Below are 20,203 nucleotides of genomic sequence, written 5' to 3'. Positions count from 1 at the left end.
ACGTATCGACTTCGTCCGCTGACGCCCCAGCTGCCACAACCGTCACGGCGTGACCCAGAGTCGTCGCTGCCGGCCGGTAGACAGGGCGCATGACTGACCCCGCGGACCTCCAGCCGACGTCCATCGACGGGGCGGCACCGGGGCCGCGGGTCACCGTCGAGGTCACCGCGGTCCCCGTGCTCAGCTACGCGCTCGCGCACAACGGCATCGCCGTGGTCTCCCAGCTGGTGCTCACCGGGCACGACGAGCCGGTGCGGCACGCCAGCGTGCACGTGGGCATCCGGGACGCAGCGGGCCCGATCGGCGAGGCCGTCGAGCTGTTCGCCGACATCGACCCCGGCCACACCACGGTCCTCACCGACGTCGGACTGCGGCTGGACCCGGCGGCGATGCTGCAGGTCGAGGAGCGCCGTCCCGGCTGGCTGTCGGTCATGGTCGAGAAGGACGGCGAGGTGCTCGGTCGGGCGCGCGTCCCGGTGCAGCTCCTGGCCGCGGCGCAGTGGCTGGCCACTCCGCTGGAGCTGGCGATGGAGATGCTCGCCGCCCACGTGCAGCCGAACCACCCGACGATCAGCGCGCTGGTCGCCGAGGCCGCCGACGTGCTGGGCACGGAGACCGGCAGCCCGTCGATCCAGGGCTACCAGTCCGGCCCCGAGCGGGTGGACGCCATCGCCGCCGCGATCTGCACCGCCGTGCAGGCCCGCGCCGTCCGCTACAGCGAGCCACCGGCCAGCTGGGCCGACGTCGGGCAGAAGGTGCGCACGCCCGGCGAGGTGCTCGACGAGCGGATCGGCACCTGCCTGGACCTGGTCGTCGTCCTGGCGGCCGCGCTGGAGCAGGCCGGCATCCGGCCGCTGCTGTGGCTGGTCGAGGGGCACGCCTTCCTCGGCTACTGGCGCGAGGAGCTGTCGGCGCAGAGCTCGGCGACCACCGACGTCGCCAGCCTGGTGAACCTGGTCGACCTCGGGCTGATCCGGCTGGTGGAGACCACGATGCTCACCACCCGCACCGAGCCGGTCGTTTTCGACGAGCTGCACCGCCCGCCGTACGCCGCCTGGCTCACCGGCGACCTCGACCGGGTCATCGGCGTCGTCGACGTCTACCGCGCCCGGCGCGACGGCGTCCTCCCACTGCCGGCCCGCACCCGGGACGCCGACGGCACCGTGCAGGTGGTCGAGTACCGGCCGGCCGTGCACAGCACCCCAGCACGCCCGGCCGACACCGGGACGGCGGCGGAGCACGAGGCCCGGGAGGTCGCCCCGCCGCGGATCGCGCAGTGGAAGAACGCGCTGCTGGACCTGAGCCTCCGCAACCGGCTGATCAACTACACGCCGCGCGCCGGGATCGCGTTGACCGTGCCCGACGCGCACTTGGGCGCGTTGGAGGACCTGGTCAACGGCGGGACGGCGCTGACCCTGCTGCCCAGCGACCAGCTGGCCGCCGTCCAGCGCGAGCGAGGGCTGCGCTCGGCCCGGGAGCTGCCGCAGGACCAGCTGGCCGAGCTGCTGCTGGACCGCCGGGGGCTGTACGTCGACGTCCCGGAGGCCTCGTACCTGACCCGGATGCGGGCGCTGGCCTACAAGGCGAAGACGGTGCTGGAGGAGACCGGCGCCAACAACCTGTACCTGGCGCTGGGCAGCCTCGCCTGGGAGCTGGACGGCCGCCTGCTGCGCTCACCGCTGATCCTGGTGCCGGTCGTGCTGAAGGCCCATTCGCGGTCCGGCGCCTACCGGCTGACCGTGGACGAGTCGGGCACCAGCACGCCCAACTACTGCCTGCTGGAGAAGCTCCGCCAGCTGCACGGGCTGAGCGTCCCCGGTCTGGCCGAACCGACCGAGGACGGCGCCGGGATCGACCTGGACGCCGCGCTGCAGGCGATGCGGGTCGCGCTGGCCGAGCAGGGGCTGCCCTACCGGGTCGAGCCGACCGCGGACCTGGCGATCCTGGCGTTCGCGAAGTTCCGGCTGTGGAAGGACCTCGACGAGCACTGGGCGACGCTGAGCGAGAACCCGCTGGTCGCCCACCTGGTGCACTCCCCCACCGACCCGTTCGACGACCCGGTCGCCGCGGACGGCTCGGTCGACCTCGACGAGCTCGCAGCCGCCGTGCCGGTGCCGGCGGACGCCTCGCAGCTGACCGCGGTCGCCGAGGCCGCCGCCGGCCGGACGTTCGTGCTCGAGGGCCCGCCGGGGACGGGCAAGTCGCAGACCATCACCAACCTGCTGGCCCGGGCGGTCGCCGATGGCAAGCGGGTGCTGTTCGTCGCCGAGAAGCGCGCCGCGCTGGACGTCGTCGCCCGGCGGCTGGACGCCGTCGGGATGGGTCCGTTCGCCCTCGACCTGCACGACAAGGGCAGCCGGCCGGCCGTGGTGCGGGCGCAGATCCGCGCGGCGCTGGAGCACGCGGTGCAGGTCGACGAGCAGGGCCTGGCCGCCGACGGGGAGGACCTCCGCTCGGCCCGGCGCTCGCTGGCCCGGTACGCCACCCGGCTGCACGAGCCGAACGCCGCCGGCCTGTCGCTGTACAGCGCGCACACCGGCGCGCTGAGCGTCGGCGACTCGGTGCCGCCGCTGCCCGTCTCGCCGGCTGCGGTCGGTGGGCTGACGGCCGACGACGTCGCGGCGGTGCGGCGCGCACTGGCCGGGCTGCCGGACGTCGCCGACCTGGCCCGGCCGCGGCCGGGCCACCCGTGGGGGTTCGTGGACGTCGCCGACGTCGACGTGCCGGCCGCCGCGTCCGCCGCTGCTGCGGTCGATGCCACCGTCGCCGAGCTGCTGGGGTCGGCGCGGCTGGCGCCGGTGCTGGCCGCCGTGTGCACCCCGGCCGATCTGGCCGGGCTGGCCCGGGTGCTGGACGGTCCGCCGGTCGACCTGGCGGTGCTGGACGAGACCCGGTCGGCCTGCTGGCGGAGCGAGACGGCCGCGCTGTCGGCCGACGTCGCCGCCTTCCGGACGGCGCAACACCCGGGCCTGGACGTGGCGACACCGGCCGCGCTGGACCTGCCGCTGGCGGAGATCGCTGCCGCCGGGCAGGCCGCCGCGCAGTCGGGCTTCTTCGGTCGCAAGAAGCGGCTGATCGCCGTCCGCGACCAACTGGCTCCGGCGCTGACCGGCGAGGTGGCGCCGAAGGCGGTGCCGGCGCTGGCGTCGTCCCTGCTCGCCGCGCAGACGGCGGCGCGGGCGCTGGCCGCCCGCGCCGCCGCGATCCCCGGGTTGCAGGTCCCGGCGACGTGGAATCCACTGACCGATCCGGGCCTGGTCGACCGGGAGGTCGACTGGCTCCGGCTGGCCGGTGCGGTGGTCGAGGGCGGCGACGGCTTCCCCGGGGCGCTGCGCGCGCTGCTCGCCCAGGGGCCGGCGACCAACCCGTCCGCCGCGGCGGCGGTCCGCCGCGCGCAGGAGGCGGTGCAGCAGCTGCTGACCGTCTGCCGGTCGACGCCCGAGCAGCTCGCGGTGTGGGCGGGCACCGACGGGCTGTTCGCCCGGTGGCAGGCGACCCGCGCCGAACGGGCAGTCGCATCTCCCGGAGTGCCGTCGCTGCGCCGATGGCTGGACCTGGTCGCCGCCCTGGAGCCGCTGCGTGCTGCCGGGCTGGCCGAGGCCCGGTGGACGCTGCTGACCGGCGCGGTGCCGGCCGACGACGCCGTCCGCTCCTTCGAGCTCGGGCTGGCCGGCGCCGCGATGACCGAGCGGGAGGAGGCCACCGGGCTGGCCGCCTTCGACGCGCCGGTGCACGAGCGGGCGATCACCCGGTTCTCGGCGGCGTCCCGGGCGGTGCGCCGGCACCTGACCGCAGCGCTGCCCGCATCGGTCGTCGCAGCGCGGTCGTTCGACGTCACCGCGCGCGGGGGCCGGGTCGGCGCGCTGCAGCGGGAGCTGAACCGGCAGCGCGGCGGGCTCGGCGTGCGCGGGCTGATCGCCGAGTACGGCGAGCTGGTCACCGCCGTCATGCCGTGCGTCCTGGTCAGCCCCGACTCGGTGGCCCGCTTCTTCCCGGCCCGGGCCGGCCTGTTCGACCTGGTGGTCTTCGACGAGGCGTCGCAGATCCGGGTCGCCGACGCGGTCGGCGCCCTGGGCCGAGCGCACGCTGCGGTCGTCGTCGGGGACAGCAAGCAGATGCCGCCGACGTCCTTCGCCGAGCCGACGACCGATGACGACGCGCTGCCCGAGGACCTGGCCACTGCGGTGGAGGACGAGGAGTCGATCCTCTCGGAGTGCGTGCAGGCGCGGGTGCCACGGCAGTGGCTGTCCTGGCACTACCGAAGCCAGGACGAGTCGCTGATCGCGTTCAGCAACGGCCAGTACTACGAGAACCGACTGTCCTCCTTCCCGGCGCCGGTGCACGGGCCGGCCTCCTCGGCCCCGGACGGCCGGGGTGTCTCGTTGGTACGGGTAGACGGCACGTTCCACCGCTCGGGCGCGGGCAAGCTGCTGCGCACCAACCCGGTCGAGGCGGAGGCGATCGTCGCGGAGATCCGCCGGCGCTTCGCGCTCTCCCCCGACGAGCCGCCCTCGATCGGCGTCGTGACGTTCAACGCCCAGCAGCGGGCGCTGATCGATGCACTGCTGCGGGACGCCGGTGACGAGCGACTGGTCGAGGCGCTGGACCGCACCGACGGCGAAGGCCTGTTCGTCAAGAACCTGGAGAACGTGCAGGGCGACGAGCGCGACGCCGTGCTCTTCTCGACCGCGTTCAGCGCCAACGACCGGGGCCAGCTGCCGCTGAACTTCGGCCCGCTGAACAAGGTGGGTGGTGAGCGCCGGCTGAACGTGGCGATCACCCGCGCCCGGCGGCAGGTCGTCGTCTTCTCCTCCTTCGACCCGGCCGACCTACGGGCGGAGCAGACGTCGTCGGTGGGGATCAAGCACCTGCGCGCGTACCTGGACCTGGCGGCGCACGGCACCGATGCGCTGCCGCAGGACGCGCGGTTCGCCTCGCTGCCCGACCGGCACCGGGACTCCGTCGCCGCAGCGCTGCGTGCTCGTGGGCTGGTCGTGCGGACCGATGTGGGGCTGTCGGAGTTCAAGGTAGACCTGGCCGTGTCGCTGGCCTCGGCGCCGGACGTGCCGGTGCTGGCGGTGCTGCTCGACGGCCCGGCGTGGGCGCGGCGGCGGACGGTCGGTGACCGCGACGGGCTACCGGTGGAGGTGCTGGGCGAGATGCTGCGCTGGCCGGCGGTGGAGCGGGTATGGCTGCCTGCGTGGCTCGCCGACAGGGAGGCGGTGGTGGAGCGGTTGGTCGCCGCCGCCCAGACCCCGGTCGCTCCTTCTGTGCCGGAGCCGCTTCCCGTTCCGGCGGTTGAGCCGCCCCCGGTTGCTCCTTCGGAGGTCGAGGTCCCTGCGGCGGTGCTGGACGGCGAGGAGCCGTTCGTGCCGTGGACGCCGGAGCCGGCGGGCGAGCGCAGCCTGCTCGACCAGTTGACGAACCGGCGGGTGGCCGAGCGGGTGCGGGCGGTGCTGGAGGCCGGGGCCGAGGCGGAGGGCCCGATCCACCTCGACCGGCTGACCCGGCTGACCGCGGGGGCGTTCGGGCTGGGTCGGGTGGCCCAGGCGCGCCGAGATGCGCTGGCCGCGCTGGTGCCCGCGGCAGCGCGGGTGGGCGACGTCGTCTGGCCGGCGCAGCTGGACCGGGCGACGTGGACCGGGTTCCGCCGTGATCCGGAGGCGACCCGACCGATGGAGCAGGTGACGCCGGAGGAGATCGGCAACGCGATGGTCGCACTGTGCCGGGCGAGCGCCGGGATGACCAGGGACGAGCTGTTCGCCCAGACACTGGAGGTGTTCGGCTACCGCCGCCGCACCCTGGCCCAGGTCGCCGTCCTCGATTCGGCGCTGGCAACGGCGACATCCGCCGGCCGGCTGACGACCGCACCATCCGGTCTGCTGATGCCCGGCGCCCGCTGACCCGGCCGTCGGCCGTCGGCCCGCGGACGCTAGGGCTGGGCTATCCCGCTCAGGCGTAAACCGCGGACCGTCAGCAGAACATCCTCGTGTCTAGGCTCAGCCGGCGATGCGCCGCACGATCTGCTGGGCCGCCACTCTCCCCTCCGGCGTCGGCGTCGGCGCTTATTGGTGGACGGCGCCCTTGCATGCCTCCGCGTGCCACAGGACGCTCGTTGAAAAAGGGCGAGCGCCCTGACTTACGGCGTTTCGATGCGGTCAAGCAGCAACAGCGGGAAACACGACGAGTGATCCATCGCTGCTTCGTTCGATCTCGATCGCCACGTCAGATTGCTGGGTCCCTCCGCGGAGGCCATCCCCCAGGGCGCGAAGTCGGTAGGCAACCTTGAGCAGGTCGTCCACAGCTCCTTGCGTCCACATAAAGCTGCGAACACCGCCGGAGGGCTTCAGTTCGAGCGTCGACAGTCGAAGAAGAATCGTGGAAATGTCAAGCTCCAGTTCATCGACGCGACGTTCGTCGTCCTGCAAGGTGCGGACGAAGGTCTTGAACGGGTGGCTTGCCCCTTCCCGCTGCGCATGCTCAACAGCTTGAAGGACAAGCACCCGGCGCTTGAGAGCAATCGCTAGCCTCGCGAGTTCAAGGTGTGCACGGAACGCGCCACCTTCTTCGTTGATGCCGGGGAATGCCTTCGTGAGGGCTCCGATCTCGACCGGGCCCTCCGGCAGGGCAGCGAGCGACGCCTGCCACTTGGTAAGCCGGTTGCGAGTCCGTTCGATCGACGTGCCTATCGCGTGCATGGCCGAATCGAGGCCTAGGGACGCGCCGATGCGGCCCTGGTCGAGGAGGATCGAGGTCGCCTTGTCGATGGCGTCGCGACAACCGCCAAGTTCGCTGCGCTCGTCGTCCAGTTTGTTTTCGTGCAGTTGCTCCAGCAGGTCGGTCATCCGCTCGAGCGCCGCCTGACGTTGATGATCGGCATAGGCGCTGACACTGACCGCTACAGCCATGAGCACGAGTGGCGCGGCTACCGTCAGAGCCCCAGCACCCGCAACTGCCACACCTGCTGTGGCCGCAGAGCCTGTTGCCGCACCCGCAGCTGCCGCCTTACCCGCCACGGGAACGAAGGTCGCGTTCGCTGCGATCCCCGTGGAGTTCATGAGAGCACTGTGAACACCCCCGGCGATCTCTTTTGACGGCATCGACCGGACAAGTCCCTTGCCGACTTGTGCGGCTACTTTTGCCGGGACAACCATCCGGTAGAGCATCTCACCGCTGGTGGCAACATTCCCCGTCGAACCTGACTTGGCCGTCTGAGACATGAGCTGCGACAACTGCTGCGCGAGCGGACTGGCTGCATGCAGCGAGATGCCGCCATCGCGCTTGTGCGCGGTCGACATCGGATACGCTTCCAATGTCGTGATCGGAGAAGCCGCGAGCGTCGCCAGGACCGTTCTCAGCTCGGCCAGGCGAGCGGGTGTCATGCACTCTTCACCGAAGACGTCTGGCACAGACACCTCCTCGGTAGCGAGGGTCCACACCGGTACGAGCGTATTGCTATCTACAGTCACGTCATACTTCCTGTTCAAGCCGACAGCCCTACGTCTGACGTCAAGGCACCAAGAACAAGTTAGGCGTTCGGCGGGGCAGCGGAGCGCAAGTGCGGGGGGCGAAACGCGTGGCGCCCCCCTGCGTCACCGGCGCCCCACGAGTCCCGCCTGCCTGTGCGCGCCGGCCGCAGGGATGCGGAGATCCCGCGAGTGGCATGCCGTCAGTCGGTGATCCCCTCTCTCGCCTCCCACCGACGAAGCTGCTCCCGCTGCGTTTGGGCGACGACCTCCCAGAATTCCGAGAGGTCGAACGGATAGGACAGCCCGGTCCCACACCTTTCCGTCCGAACTTCCACGACACCCGCGTGCCTTAGATCGACCAGGTGTCGACGTCCTCGTCGTCGATCAGCCCATCGACCTCCCGGACGTCGCTCACGCCGAGGTGGGACCGTAGGTCCAGCCAGCAACAGACGACCGGCTCCGTCGACGGCCCCAGTGTCGGGTCGATGGACTCGTGTTCGGGCGGTGAGCTCAACTGCAGTGGTGCACGCCAGACAGCGGCGTCTCCATGAAGCACGACTCACAGACCGGCCCGCGGCGGACGTCCTGAGGAGCGCCGCCGCCCGAGCCGGGCGCGTAGCCCGGCAACTCGACCCGGGCTCCGCCTGCGATGTCCACGTAGGTCTTCCCGACCCATGCGACGCCGTGACCGTTCCGGCCGAGAGCGATGTAGCTGCGGCTGTTCGGAATCCAGACAGCGTCGTGCTCGACCTGGGCGGTGACCCGGAGGATCTCCGCCCAGGTGTCACCGAAGGCGCCGAGCGCCGGGAGAGCGGTGGCCAGATCGTCGAAGTACTCCCGCCCCACGCCGGCCAACTCGGCCTGACTCATCTCGCAGATCGGGCCATCGGATGCCTCGGCGACGCGCTTGCCGACGATGTGCGGGCACTGGGCGATATGCCGGCGCTGCCCCGTGGCCGTCTTGTACAGCGCCTGCGGGGTGAGCACGTTGCTGTTCTGGCTGATCTCGGTCGTCACGCACGGGAGCCTGCCGCAGGGGACCGACCATTCCGGCCCACCTCCCGGCGTGCCGCGGCGGACAGCACCCGGAGGGTGAGCCGCCTTGGGCGCGCGACTTGTCGTCACCGAGGGGCCGTCAACCCGTGTCTTCCGTACCGCGTCGACCCCTACTGCCCCAGGCGCCCCCCTGGACCTTCTGTCACCCGAAGGCGCGACGCGTGGCCCCGAACCGTGACATGTTGCTTTCCGAATCCATAGCGTCCGTACTGACCCGAGGGTCGCCGAGGGCTTGCGCCAAGATCGTCGTACCAGCTGCTTACGGTGCGCCAGCTAAAACGGAGCGTGACATGACAGGGGCACATCTGGGCGATGACGCTTGGGCTGGGGTCGACGGCGCTATTGGCGTCGCGATACTCAGCGAGGCGAGCCAATGCCTCGAGGCGTATCGGGCGAAGCCGAACCTCGTCGAGCAGGACGCAGGCATCGAGATCTCGAACGTCGAAGGTGGTTACGGCCGCAAGCAGCTGCATGAGCTGCTGCAGAACGGCGCTGACGCCATGATCTCGAATCCTGGTCGGATCTCGGTGGTGCTGACCGAAGACGCCCTGTACTGCGCCAACCAGGGCCAGCCGATCGCCCCTCCGGGCATCGCCGCACTCATGGCCTCGCACCTGTCGACGAAGCGAAGCGATCAGATCGGGCGCTTCGGGCTGGGCTTCAAATCGGTACTCGGGCTGAGTGACGCCCCGGAGATCATCAGCCGGTCGGGTTCCCTGCGCTTCGACCGTGCCCAGACGAGACGCCGCATCCTCGAAGTCGTTCCGTCGGCTCAGCGCACGCCAGTTCTCCGACTGGCGGAACCGATCGACGCGCCAGCGGCCGCCGCTCACGACCCCGTTCTACGGGAGCTGATGGAGTGGGCCAGCACTGTCGTCCGTCTGCCACTCAAGACCGACGTCGATTGGCTGTCAGACGAGCTGGACCGATTCCCCGCGGAGTTCCTCCTCTTCACGGAACACGTGCTCCGATTGGACCTGGACGACCGGATCACGGGTCGTCGTCGAGGCTGGACGGCCCGACGGGAGGGGGCGCGGGTCCGGCTCGACACCGGAGCCGGCTCGGAGGGATGGCATGTCTTCCGCCAGCGGCACCGCCCTTCCCCGTCTGCGCGCGCGGACGCCGGTGAGATCGCCGGCCGGGATGAGGTCAGCGTCGTGTGGGCTGTTCCCGACAAGGGCCGGGCCTTGGCCGGCCAGTTCTGGGCCTTCTTCCCGACCAATTCCCGCACGACTCTCTCGGGGGTCGTCAACGCCCCGTTCAAGACCACCGAGGACCGTCACGACATCCTCGACGGGCCCTACAACAGGGAAATCCTCGAGCAGGTGCTCCCTCGGATGATCGCGGAGAACCTGGGCGACCTGGTCGAACCCGATGATCCCTGCAGCATTCTCGAGATCTTGCCCGCGCGTGGCCGTGAAGCGAGGTCGTGGGCGGATGACGCACTCAACGAACCCGTGATGCGCGCGGTCACGTCCGCTCCCTGCATCCCGGACATGAGCGGTGTGCCGCGCCGCATCACGCAGGTCAACCTCAGTCCACGTTTCCTGGCCGAGCGCGGCAGGTGGGCCACCATGTGGGCGGGTGTCGACGGCGGTCCGGTGAACTGGATCCACCCTTCTGTCGACGACCGGACGGAACGACGCGCGAAGGCGACCCGTCTCTTCGAGATGGCGCGGGTGGCCGAGTCGACGACCGAGCAGTGGCTCGAGGCGCTGGCGGGCACGAGCACTCGAGGTTCGATGGTCGCCGTCCAGTTGGCCGACCAGATCAACATCGGCGACGCCGATCAGCTCACGGCAGTGCGACGCGCGGCCACGGTCCTCTGCGGCGACGGAAAGCGGGTACCGCCCCTCGCGGGGAAGCTCTTCCTGCCGGACCCGACCGACACCTCCCCCGGGGCGGGCTTCGTCGCCAAGGAGCTGACCGAGGACGTCGAGACCGTGGCCGCCCTCCGCCGCCTCGGGATCAGGCCGTTGGACGCCGTGGGGCGCTTGACGGCGCACATCGCCCGGATGACCGGCGGACCGGTCAGCGGGTCGGATGTCGGACGGCTCTGGGAACTGGTGCGACAGGTCGACGCGGACGAGGCCGTACGCGCCCTCGAGGCGGGCTTCGGTCGGCGGGGTACACCCCTGAGGACGATGGCCGCAAAGCCGGCTCCCTTGAACGAGTGCCTGCTCCCAGGCACAGTCGTCCCGTCGGACGGCTCCCGGGACGCGGAAGTGGCCGTCGACATGCGGTTCCATGCGGCGGACCACCAGTTGCTCTCCCGTCTGGGTGCTGTCTCCGGTCCCCGCCTGGTGTCTCGAATCCCGGAGGAGACCTGGTTCGACGAGTGGCGTCAGGAAGCCGAGTCGGCCTTCATGCGCGCCGCCGCAGGTTGGGGTGTCCGCGTCTCTCAAGGCTCCATTGCGATCCGCCCTGGCCCTACGGCAGCACACATCGGACTGCTCCCCAAACTGTCGACGCCCGCCAAGGTGGCGATGACGCGCGAGGTCATGGCGCTGGCACATCAGAGTTGGACCGTCTACTCGGAGACGCGTGGGTCGATCGAGCCGGTGCTGTTCGTGAACCCGGGGGTCTGGTGGGTTCGTCGACACGGGATGGTCGACACACCCCTCGGTCCTTGCACCGTCACGGGTGCAGTCGGCCCCATCGAAGGTGTGGCGGCGGACCTGCTGCCAGTGCCCGTGGGCCTTGACGCCAACGCCCTGACCGCACTGAGCGTCCGGACGTCGGTTGACGGTGATTGGTGGTCGCGTTTCCTCGTCCTGGCCCAAGAGACCCTCGACCTCGCGAAGGTCCACCGCCTGTATGCCGCTGCTGCACGAGGGGGTTGCGCCCGTCCCCCGAGCCTGCGGGTCGAGCACGACAGCGGAATGGACAGCGCGCCTGCCGGCGAAGTGGTGGTGACGGACGACCCGGTTGCCTACGGCCTGCTCCGGGACTCGATCGACGTCGTGCTGGTCGATGACGACCGGGACGCCGACGTGTTGCGAACGCTCTGGGAGCTCGGTGACGCACGGTCCATGCTGCGCCGGGCGGTGCTCCATGCGCCCTCGGGTGATCCGATTTCCGTCGTGGACCGGTTCCCCGGGCTCCGGGTGACCGCCCCCACACTGGCGCCCTCCTACCAACTGCTCGCTTGTCGCGAGTTGGCCATCGAGGTGGTCGCAGAGGAGGGGACGACTCGTTCCGTGACGGACCAGCGGTTCGTCGTGGAAGCCGAGACCCTCTACTTCCGCGACGACATGCCCACGGCTGATCTGCTCGAGGCCGTCAATGTCGGGCTGCGATTGGGCCTCGACCGGCGGCAACTCGAACAGACGGTCGAGATCGGCAAGCGGCGTGAGCAGAGTGACGTCGCCCGGAGCGTTCGAGCTGCCGGGTCTGTCGACGACAAGCTGCTCGCCCTCGCCGGCGAGGTGGAGTTGAGGAAGTTGGTGCCCGCCGAGGCGATCGAGGTCGCACAGTCACGACAGGGGCGTGCTCTCGAACCGGTGGAGATCGCTCGGATGGCCCGAACGGCCGCGGGGACCGGGATTCTCCGCAGGCTCGGTCCGGCGATCGAGGCTCGCGGCATGACGGTGCCCACGGTCCTGAACGGTGGGAGCACGGCGGCCGCCTTCACGCAGAAGCTGGGGTTGCCCGAGGAGTTCGCCGGCTCACGCACTGCACAACGAGAAGCGGTCAAGCTGGTCGACGGGCCGGTGCGACTCCCCCGGTTGCACGACTACCAGGAAGAGACGATCAACCGCGTGCGTCGGGTCTTCCGGGCTGATGGCCTGGCCCGCGGGCTCGTTGCGCTGCCCACCGGCTCCGGCAAGACCCGGGTAGCCGTCGAAGCGGTCATCGACCACATCCGAGAGGAGGATCCCGAAGCCCTCGTCGTCTGGATCGCGCAGAGCGACGAGCTCTGCGAGCAGGCGGTCGAGACCCTGTCGTACGTCTGGCGGGCCGTCGGCGCCCACCAGACAGAGTTGACCGTCAACCGGCTCTGGGCCTCCAACGACGCTGCCCGCGTCAATTCCGGCGCACAGGTCGTCGTCGCCACCGATGACAAGCTGACCTCACTGTCCACCCAGACGCGTTACGACTGGCTCAAGACCGCCTCGATCGTAATCGTCGATGAAGCTCACACCTCGGTCTCGAAGACCTACACGGCTCTCTTCAACTGGCTGGAGCGGGGCACGAGACAACGAGAACGGCCGCTGCTCGGACTGTCCGCGACCCCATATCGGGGAACGAATGAAGACCAGACCAAACAACTGGTGAACCGGTACGACGGCAACCTGTTGACGGACGGGCTCTTCGACGACGACCCCCATGTGCACCTGCAGAAGCTGGGCATCCTGGCGCGAGTGCGGCACAAGGAGCTCGTCGGCATGAAGCTCACTCCGCTCAGGAATCGGCTCGCCGGCGACCCCGGCGACGGGGTCAGTCTCCTGGAGAACCGGATCGACCTGAATCAGGTCGCCATGGACGAGGACCGGAACAGCCGGATCATCGACTCCCTGCTGCAGCTGGAGGCAGGAACCACTGCGCTCGTCTTCGCTGCTTCCGTGCAGCACGCGGAAATCCTGGCCTCTGTCCTGAGCAACGAAGGACTGCCCGCGGCCGCGGTCTCCAGTTACACGTCGCCGGCGGAGCGCCGCGAGATGGTGCGCCAGTTCAGGTCCGGGGAGGTCCGTGTCCTGACCAACTACAACGTCCTCTCGCAGGGCTTCGACGCCCCCAAGGTCGGTGCGGTGTACGTCGCCCGCCCGACGTTCAGCCTGAACAGGTACCAGCAGATGATCGGCCGGGGACTCCGCGGACCGCGCAACGGCGGATCCGAGGAGGTACTGATCGTGAACGTCCGGGACAACATCGACGCCTTCGGTGAGCAGCTCGCGTTCCACCACTTCGACGCGCTGTGGCGTGAAGGCGTATGACCTTCGAGTTCGATGCGAGCCAGCAAGCCATCGTGGAGGCAGGCCCGGAGGAGCGACTACTGGTCGTCGCCGGGGCCGGCCGTGGGAAGACCGAGGTCATAGCCGGCCGGGTTCGCGAGCTCGTCGACGTGCACGGCCTGCTGCCCTCGGACGAGGTCCTGGTGCTCACCTTCTCCCGCGCCGCCGTGGCAGCAGCGCGTCGTCGGCTTGAAGACCGCGGTCACGGGATGATCGCCGTCAGCACCTTCGATTCCTTCGCCACCCAGGTGCTGCTCGAAGCCGGCGAGGACCCTTCGTCCGTCGGGGGATTCGACCGCCGGATCCGCGCAGCAACGGCGGCGCTGCGAAATGACCCGCCGCCGCGGGTGACGACTCTCCGGCACGTCCTGCTCGACGAGGTCCAGGACCTCGTCGGGGACCGTGCGGAACTGGCTCTTGCTGTGCTGGGCCAACTGGAGCCCGACTGTGGATTCACGGCTCTCGGTGACCCGCTGCAAGCCGTCTACGACTGGCAGCTGGACGAATCCGTCTCCAAGGTCTCGTCCGGGCAACTCATGGCCCGGCTCGTCGACGGCTTGAGCGCCCGCAGGACAGCCTTGGATGTCGACTACCGCGCCCGCGGCACAGACCCGCTGGCAGTGGTGGACCTCGGCGAGGACGTTCGTCGCCTGGGTGACGGGGCGGCAGCACGTGAGCGGGTGACGAGCTTCATCGACCATCTGCTCGACCTGGGGCCCGTCCCCGGGATGACGAACCTCGTGGACCGGGCGCCACAGACGACCGCTCTCCTGTGCCGTACCAACGGACAAGCGCTCACGGTGTCTCAGAGCCTCCGCGAAGCGGGCGTCCGGCACGTGCTCCGGCGACCACTGGAAGACGTAGGGGTCGCCAGCTGGATCGGCGCCGCCTTCGGCGCGGCCGAGACACCCGTCCTCGACCGGGACGAGGTGACCGCGCTGGTGCACGCCGCCACGTCGGACATCGACCCCGTGGATGCCTGGGTGGCACTCAAAGAAGCCGAGCGTCGCACGCGCGACCGGGAACACCTCGATCTCGGCGCTCTGAGACGAGCACTCCGCGCCGGGTCAGCCCCCCTCGGCCTGGCCGCGGCTGACGATGCGTCGGTCGTGGTCTCGACGATCCACCGGGCGAAGGGACTCGAATTCGACCGGGTACTTATCGTGCCGGCGCAAGAGCGGGGCGACATCGACGCCGACCCGGCGGCCGAGATGCGGGTCAGCTATGTCGCCCTGTCTCGAGCGCGTGACGAGGTGTTCCTCTGCCAAGCCCCGCAGGAGGCGGCAATGGTGTCGCGCCTCCCGTCCGGTCGCTGGGCAGTGCACGCCTGGATGGGGCGGGGCAAGCGACGCCCGGTGTCGATGGAAGCCGTCTCTCAGGACGTGGACATCATCAAACCGACCGCAGAGCAGGACGGCTCCGGCCGAGCTGTTCAGGCGCGACTCAGCCGTGGCGACGTCACCGGCGCTCCGCTCATCGCGGTGCTCGAGGTGGGGTCCGCACCGAACATGCCGCGGTTCACGCTGCACCTGGCGGCGGACGGGATGCTCGTCGGTCGGACGTCGGAGCACTTCGGCCGTGGCCTCCTCTCGACCTTCGGCAGACCGTTCGGGGGCCGTGACTGGCCGCGAGCCATCCACGGGATGGCGATCGCGTCCGTCGAGACGGTGGCCGGCGATCCGGACCTCACGCGGTTCGCCGGTCTCGGAGGCAGTGGCCTGTGGCTGGTCCCGCGGCTCACCGGCCTGGCAGGACCTGACTGGAAGAACGAATGGGAGGGATGGACCTGATGGGCTTGGCTGAGAAGTACGCATTCCGTGAGGCAATGGTCCGGCGTCTGCACGACGACCTCATCGGGCCTCGTGGCGGCGATGACGAGGTCATCGACGAGTCGCCCCTCGACCGGTACATCGCCGGCGTGCTGTGGCCGTCGGACAGCGGTACGCAGGAGGCAGTGCCGGAAGAGCCGGTGGACGCCCGGGACGACGACACCGCGCCGAGCGATCCGCCGGTTGCCCAGGCGCGCATGCGCTTCCCGTCGTCGGCAGGCATCACGTTCACGGTGGACGCGCAGAAGGTCGACGCAGTGGTCGTACGCCCGTCGGCCGCTCAGTACGTGCCCGGTGATGAGGTCACCACCGAGGGAACGGACCAGCTCTCCCGCGCGCGGGGCCAACGCCGCGTCTCATGGACACGCGTGCGGCCGGACATGGACGACGTGACCGTCAGGTTGGACGAGGTCGGTCCGCGCCGCGTGGAGGTGGCGCGAGGGCTGGAGCTCTACGTCCTCGTCCGGAAGCCGGTCGACGGACGAGTCACGGTCACCGCCGCCCTCCTCAACAAACAGGCGACAACAGGAGGGCTGCGCGACGAGAGCAGTTGGTTCCAGGTGTCGATGGAGGTCCTCGCCGACGCTCCGGCGTTCGTCGACCGAGCGATGATCCCGACACCGGGCGACGAGGACCTGGCTACAGGCGCGCTTCTCTACCGCAACGCGCGGACGTTCGCCTCAGGACACGGTTGTGCCGCGACGTGGGAGGTCGATGACGCGAACTCCGTCTCTTCCGTCCGGACGACATTCATGCCTGGTCATGAGCTCAAGCGGGCTCGCCCACGACGGATTCCCGGCGTCGATCTGCGGATGTCCTACCTGGCGACTGCTGGCACGGCGGAGGTTTTCGAGACTTTGGGGACGATCGTCTCGGAATACCGAGCTTGGATCTCGGCCCGCGAGAGCGACACCGCCGACCGCGCAGTGGTGGACGAGAAGCTCGAGGGCGTTGCCGTGCGGCACATGGAGCGCGCCGGCGAGGCTGCCGACCGCATCGAAGCCGGGATCGACGTTCTGCGTCGGGACCCCGATGCCATGCGCGCTTTCCGGTTGATGAACGAGGCGATGCAGCTACAACGCGCACGACAGGACTGGGTTCGGAACGGCGCAACGGGCGAGCCCGATGCCGGAGCGGAGCAAGCCTGGTATCCCTTCCAGCTGGCCTTCATCCTGCTCAATCTCGCTGGACTAAACGACTCGAGCCACGAGGACCGGGACGTCCTCGATCTGCTCTGGTTCCCGACCGGCGGCGGGAAGACGGAGGCCTATCTCGGGCTCATCGCCTTCACCATCACACGCCGCCGTCTCGGCGACGCGTCGGCGACCGGAGTCGCCGTCATCATGCGTTACACCCTGCGGCTGCTCACCATCCAACAGTTCGAGCGGGCCACAACGCTCATCTGCGCCCTGGAGTACCTGCGGGGCCAACGTGCTGAGCTCGGGTCTGACCCCTTCTCGATCGGGCTCTGGGTCGGCGGGGCCGCGACACCGAACACACTCGACGACGCACGCAAGGCCCTCAACAAGCTGGCCCGGGGGCACGACGTCGATGAGGGCAATCCTGTCCAGCTGCTGGCGTGCCCCTGGTGCGGAGGCGGCCTGGGTGCCGACGAGTACCGCATCATGAAGCACCCGGAACGACACCTACGCGTCGCCTGCGGCCGTGCAGGCTGCTACTTCTCCGGCGGCCTCCCGGTTCACCTGGTCGACGAGGACGTCTATCGGGCGCGTCCCGAGCTGGTCATCGGGACAGTGGACAAGTTCGCTCGAATGGCCTGGACCGAGAAGGCCGGGGCGTTGTTCGCCCGGGACGGTCGGGGTCACCGCCCGGAGTTGATCATCCAGGACGAGCTCCACCTGATCTCCGGGCCGCTGGGCTCGATGGTCGGGCTCTACGAGACTGCGGTCGATGCGGCTTGCGCGGTCGATGCAGATGCGCCGTTCAACGCGCCCGCAGGGAAGGCCAAGATCGTGGCCTCCACCGCGACCATCCGTCGCGCGACCGAGCAGGTGCGAGCGGTCTTCAACCGGAGCGCTGCCCAGTTCCCACCGCCGGGCATCGATCCCGACCTGTCGTTCTTCGCGGAGCCGGCTTCGTCTCAGGAGCTCGGCGACCGGGCGTACATCGGTGTCATGGCTCCGGGGACCAGTCACCAGACACTGATGATCAGGGTCTACGCGTCGCTGTTGCAGAGTGCGCAGGACATTCCCGCCGACGTCGATACACGAGACCCCTATTGGACGTTGATGGGCTACTTCGGCAGCTTGCGCGTCTTGGGGTCTGCTCAGCTCCAAGTTCTCGATGACGTGAAGGCCCGCCTCGGACTTCTCGCCCGCCTCAGCGGGACGAAGGAACGACGGCTTCGCCCACCCTCGGAACTGACGAGTCGGGTCAACGCAAAGGACATCCCTGGAGCCTTGAAGAACCTCGAGGTCTCGCTGCCGGACCGAGCCGCCGACGACGTTGTGCTCGCGACCAACATGATCTCCGTGGGCCTCGACGTCGACCGGCTCGGCCTCATGGCCGTGATGGGCCAACCCCAGTCCAGCGCCGAGTACATCCAGGCGACCAGCCGCGTGGGGCGTAAGCATCCGGGGCTCGTCGTGACGATGCTCAACTCGTCGCGCTCCCGAGACCGGTCACACTTCGAGAACTTCGTCCCTTTCCACCAAGCGGTCTACCGGTCGGTCGAGGCGACGAGCGCGACGCCCTTTGCGGCCAGGGCTCGGGACCGAGGTCTGCACGGTGTGCTGACCTCCATCGTCCGACTCCTCTTCAACGATCTCGCGCCTAGCAAGGGCGCGGGCTTCGCGGACGGCCAACGGGACAAGCTCGAGCTCGCGGCCTCGATCATCGCCCAACGCGCGCGGGACTGTTCCGAGGACGGTGACGAGACAGAACAGCAGCTGCAGGGGCTCGTGCAGGAGTGGCTGGACGTAGCTCGCTCCAAGCCCGGCTTGGTCTATTCGCTCCGGGACAACTGGGAGGCCTCGCTGCTGGTGGATCCCGCGGCGATGCTGGTGAACCCGGACATCCCTGACTTCGCCCAGGGCCAAGTGCCCTGGCCCACGCTGCAGAGCCTGCGTGACGTGGACGCGGAGAGCAGCCTTTACCAAGTAGTTCACAGGAGAGAGCGATGAGCGCGAATCCCAAGGCACGCCGGAGCCAGCTGGTCTCCACCTTCGGGGTGGGCGGCTTGTTCCCCTCCGAGAACACCAGCTTCATGATCGCGGGCCTCCAGGACTGGGACACCTCACGAGCTGAGCCCGCGAGTGAACCCCGTCTCGCGCGGTCGTTGGGTGTGACCTCATTGCTCATGCCTCCTGCAGGCAGTCGGCGGGACGTGCCGGTCGTGCGATTTCCTCAGCGGCAGATCTGCCCCGACTGCCGCAGGATCGGTCGCCCGCAGGACTTCGGCTCCCCCTGGGGCGAGGCGGTCTGCAAGCTCTGCAAACCGTCAGCTCCCCTGACGCCCTCTCGACTCATCGTCGCCTGCCCCAACGGACATGCGGGCGAGTTCCCGTACTTCGAATGGGCGCATGCCGGTCGCGGAGAGACCTCATCGGGGGATCACGACCTCCGACTCCGGAGTCGTGGTCGGACGTCGTCGCTCGCGGACCTGGTCGTGGAGTGCACGTGCGGCATCGCACCGGTGGGCCTGGACGGCACCTTCGAGGCCGGTGCCCTCAAGGGGATCACCCGCTGCCGCGGGGAGCGGCCGTGGCTGGGCCCGGACTCGAAGCAGGAGTGCGATCAGACGCCGAGGACGTTGCAGCGCGGCGCGTCCAACGTGTGGTTCCCCGCGGTGCGGTCGGCGATCTCGATCCCACCGTTCTCCGAGGCGCTCGCGCGCTTCGTGGACCGGGAATGGCAGACCTTGCAGGCTCCAGAGGCCGTCGACGCACCGTGGTTGATCGACGGCCTGGTCAAGAAGAGCCGGGAGCGCTTCGCCGCTGACGAGATCATCCGGGAGACCCGGAGACGCCATGAGCAGGAGGCCGGGGACGAAGATGTCACTGAGGCGGGCCTTCGCCGCGATGAGTACCGGGCCTTGCTCGACGGCCGCCCGGAGGTGCGGGACGGATCGGACTTCGTGTGTCTTGAGCGTCCAGTTCCCGAGGAGATCTCGTCCCTCGTGACGGCGATACGGAAGGTGACGAGGCTCCGGGAGGTCCGAGCGCTCTTCGGGTTCTCGCGACTTGCCGCCATCACCGACACCTCCGACCCTCGGTTGTGCGAGCTCAGCACGAAGAATGAGTCGTGGCTGCCTGCGATCGAGGTCATCGGCGAGGGGATCTTCCTGCAGTTCGACACCCAGGCGCTGCGCGAATGGGGCGCGCTGCCCTTCGCCGAGGGCCGCCGCTCACGGATCCAGAAGGCGTCGGACGCTGCCGACGAAGCTGCTCGCCGCCCGATCACCCGGGAGGTGGACGCCTGCCACGTGCTGCTGCACACCCTGGCCCACGTCCTCATCGACCAGTTGGCGTTGGACGCGGGGTATCCCGCTGCGTCCATCCGCGAGCGGCTCTTCGTCGACGAGTCGATGTCCGGCATCCTGGTCTACACGGCGACGTCCGACTCGGCCGGCAGCCTGGGAGGCCTGGCGGCCCAGGCAGAGGAGGACAAGATCGGTCGGCTCCTCGTCGAGGGCATCGAACGCCTCGCGTGGTGTTCCTCGGACCCGGTATGCATCGAATCGACGGGCGCTGGGACGGACGGGTTGAACCTGGCTGCCTGCCATGCCTGCGTCCTGGCCCCCGAGACGTCCTGCGAGGAGCAAAACGTCCTGCTGGACCGAGGGCTGCTGATCGGCACGCCGAAGGACCCCGGGGCGGGCTTCTTCAGCGGGCTGCGACCCGACGGCATGTAAGTGCGGGACTCCCCGGGCACC

At 69.6% G+C, this 20,203-nt stretch carries 7 protein-coding genes; 5 read left to right on the top strand and 2 right to left on the bottom strand.

Annotated elements, in window-relative coordinates; genetic code table 11:
- The first annotated feature begins 89 nt into the window (after positions 1-89).
- The gene (locus tag O2W18_RS07050; RefSeq protein ID WP_269186838.1) at positions 90-5,903 is read left to right on the top strand and encodes a DUF4011 domain-containing protein; all 5,814 of its coding nucleotides are present in this window, start codon (positions 90-92) and stop codon (positions 5,901-5,903) included.
- A 255-nt stretch (positions 5,904-6,158) separates the two neighbouring features.
- Here O2W18_RS07050 and O2W18_RS07045 read toward each other — a convergent pair whose 3' ends face one another.
- Entirely contained in the window at positions 6,159-7,409 is a 1,251-nt protein-coding gene (locus O2W18_RS07045) for a hypothetical protein (protein ID WP_269186837.1), read from the bottom strand.
- A 570-nt stretch (positions 7,410-7,979) separates the two neighbouring features.
- Entirely contained in the window at positions 7,980-8,486 is a 507-nt protein-coding gene (locus O2W18_RS07040; protein ID WP_269186836.1) for a hypothetical protein, read from the bottom strand.
- Between the two features lie 329 nt (positions 8,487-8,815).
- Here O2W18_RS07040 and O2W18_RS07035 point away from each other — a divergent pair, with 329 nt between their 5' ends.
- The 4 genes from O2W18_RS07035 to drmB are packed head-to-tail and all read left to right on the top strand — an operon-like array spanning position 8,816 to position 20,182.
- Complete coding sequence (locus tag O2W18_RS07035) at positions 8,816-13,462, top strand: DEAD/DEAH box helicase family protein (protein WP_269186835.1); 4,647 nt, start codon at positions 8,816-8,818, stop codon at positions 13,460-13,462.
- Positions 13,459-15,270, top strand: coding sequence for a UvrD-helicase domain-containing protein (locus tag O2W18_RS07030; RefSeq protein ID WP_269186833.1), 1,812 nt, complete (start codon positions 13,459-13,461; stop codon positions 15,268-15,270). The genes O2W18_RS07035 and O2W18_RS07030 overlap by 4 nt, the downstream gene beginning before the upstream one ends.
- Positions 15,261-18,452, top strand: a complete 3,192-nt coding sequence (locus O2W18_RS07025) for a helicase-related protein (protein WP_269186832.1) — start codon at positions 15,261-15,263, stop codon at positions 18,450-18,452. The genes O2W18_RS07030 and O2W18_RS07025 overlap by 10 nt, the downstream gene beginning before the upstream one ends.
- The gene (drmB, locus tag O2W18_RS07020) at positions 18,449-20,182 is read left to right on the top strand and encodes a DUF1998 domain-containing protein (RefSeq protein ID WP_269186831.1); all 1,734 of its coding nucleotides are present in this window, start codon (positions 18,449-18,451) and stop codon (positions 20,180-20,182) included. Before O2W18_RS07025 ends, drmB begins: the two co-directional genes overlap by 4 nt.
- The last annotated feature ends 21 nt before the right edge of the window (positions 20,183-20,203 follow it).

Source organism: Modestobacter sp. VKM Ac-2983, from assembly GCF_026967885.1.
Taxonomy (GTDB): Bacteria; Actinomycetota; Actinomycetes; order Mycobacteriales; family Geodermatophilaceae; genus Modestobacter.
The sequence above is the reverse complement of the archived record's forward strand: the minus strand, read 5'-3'. Positions and strand labels throughout refer to the sequence as shown.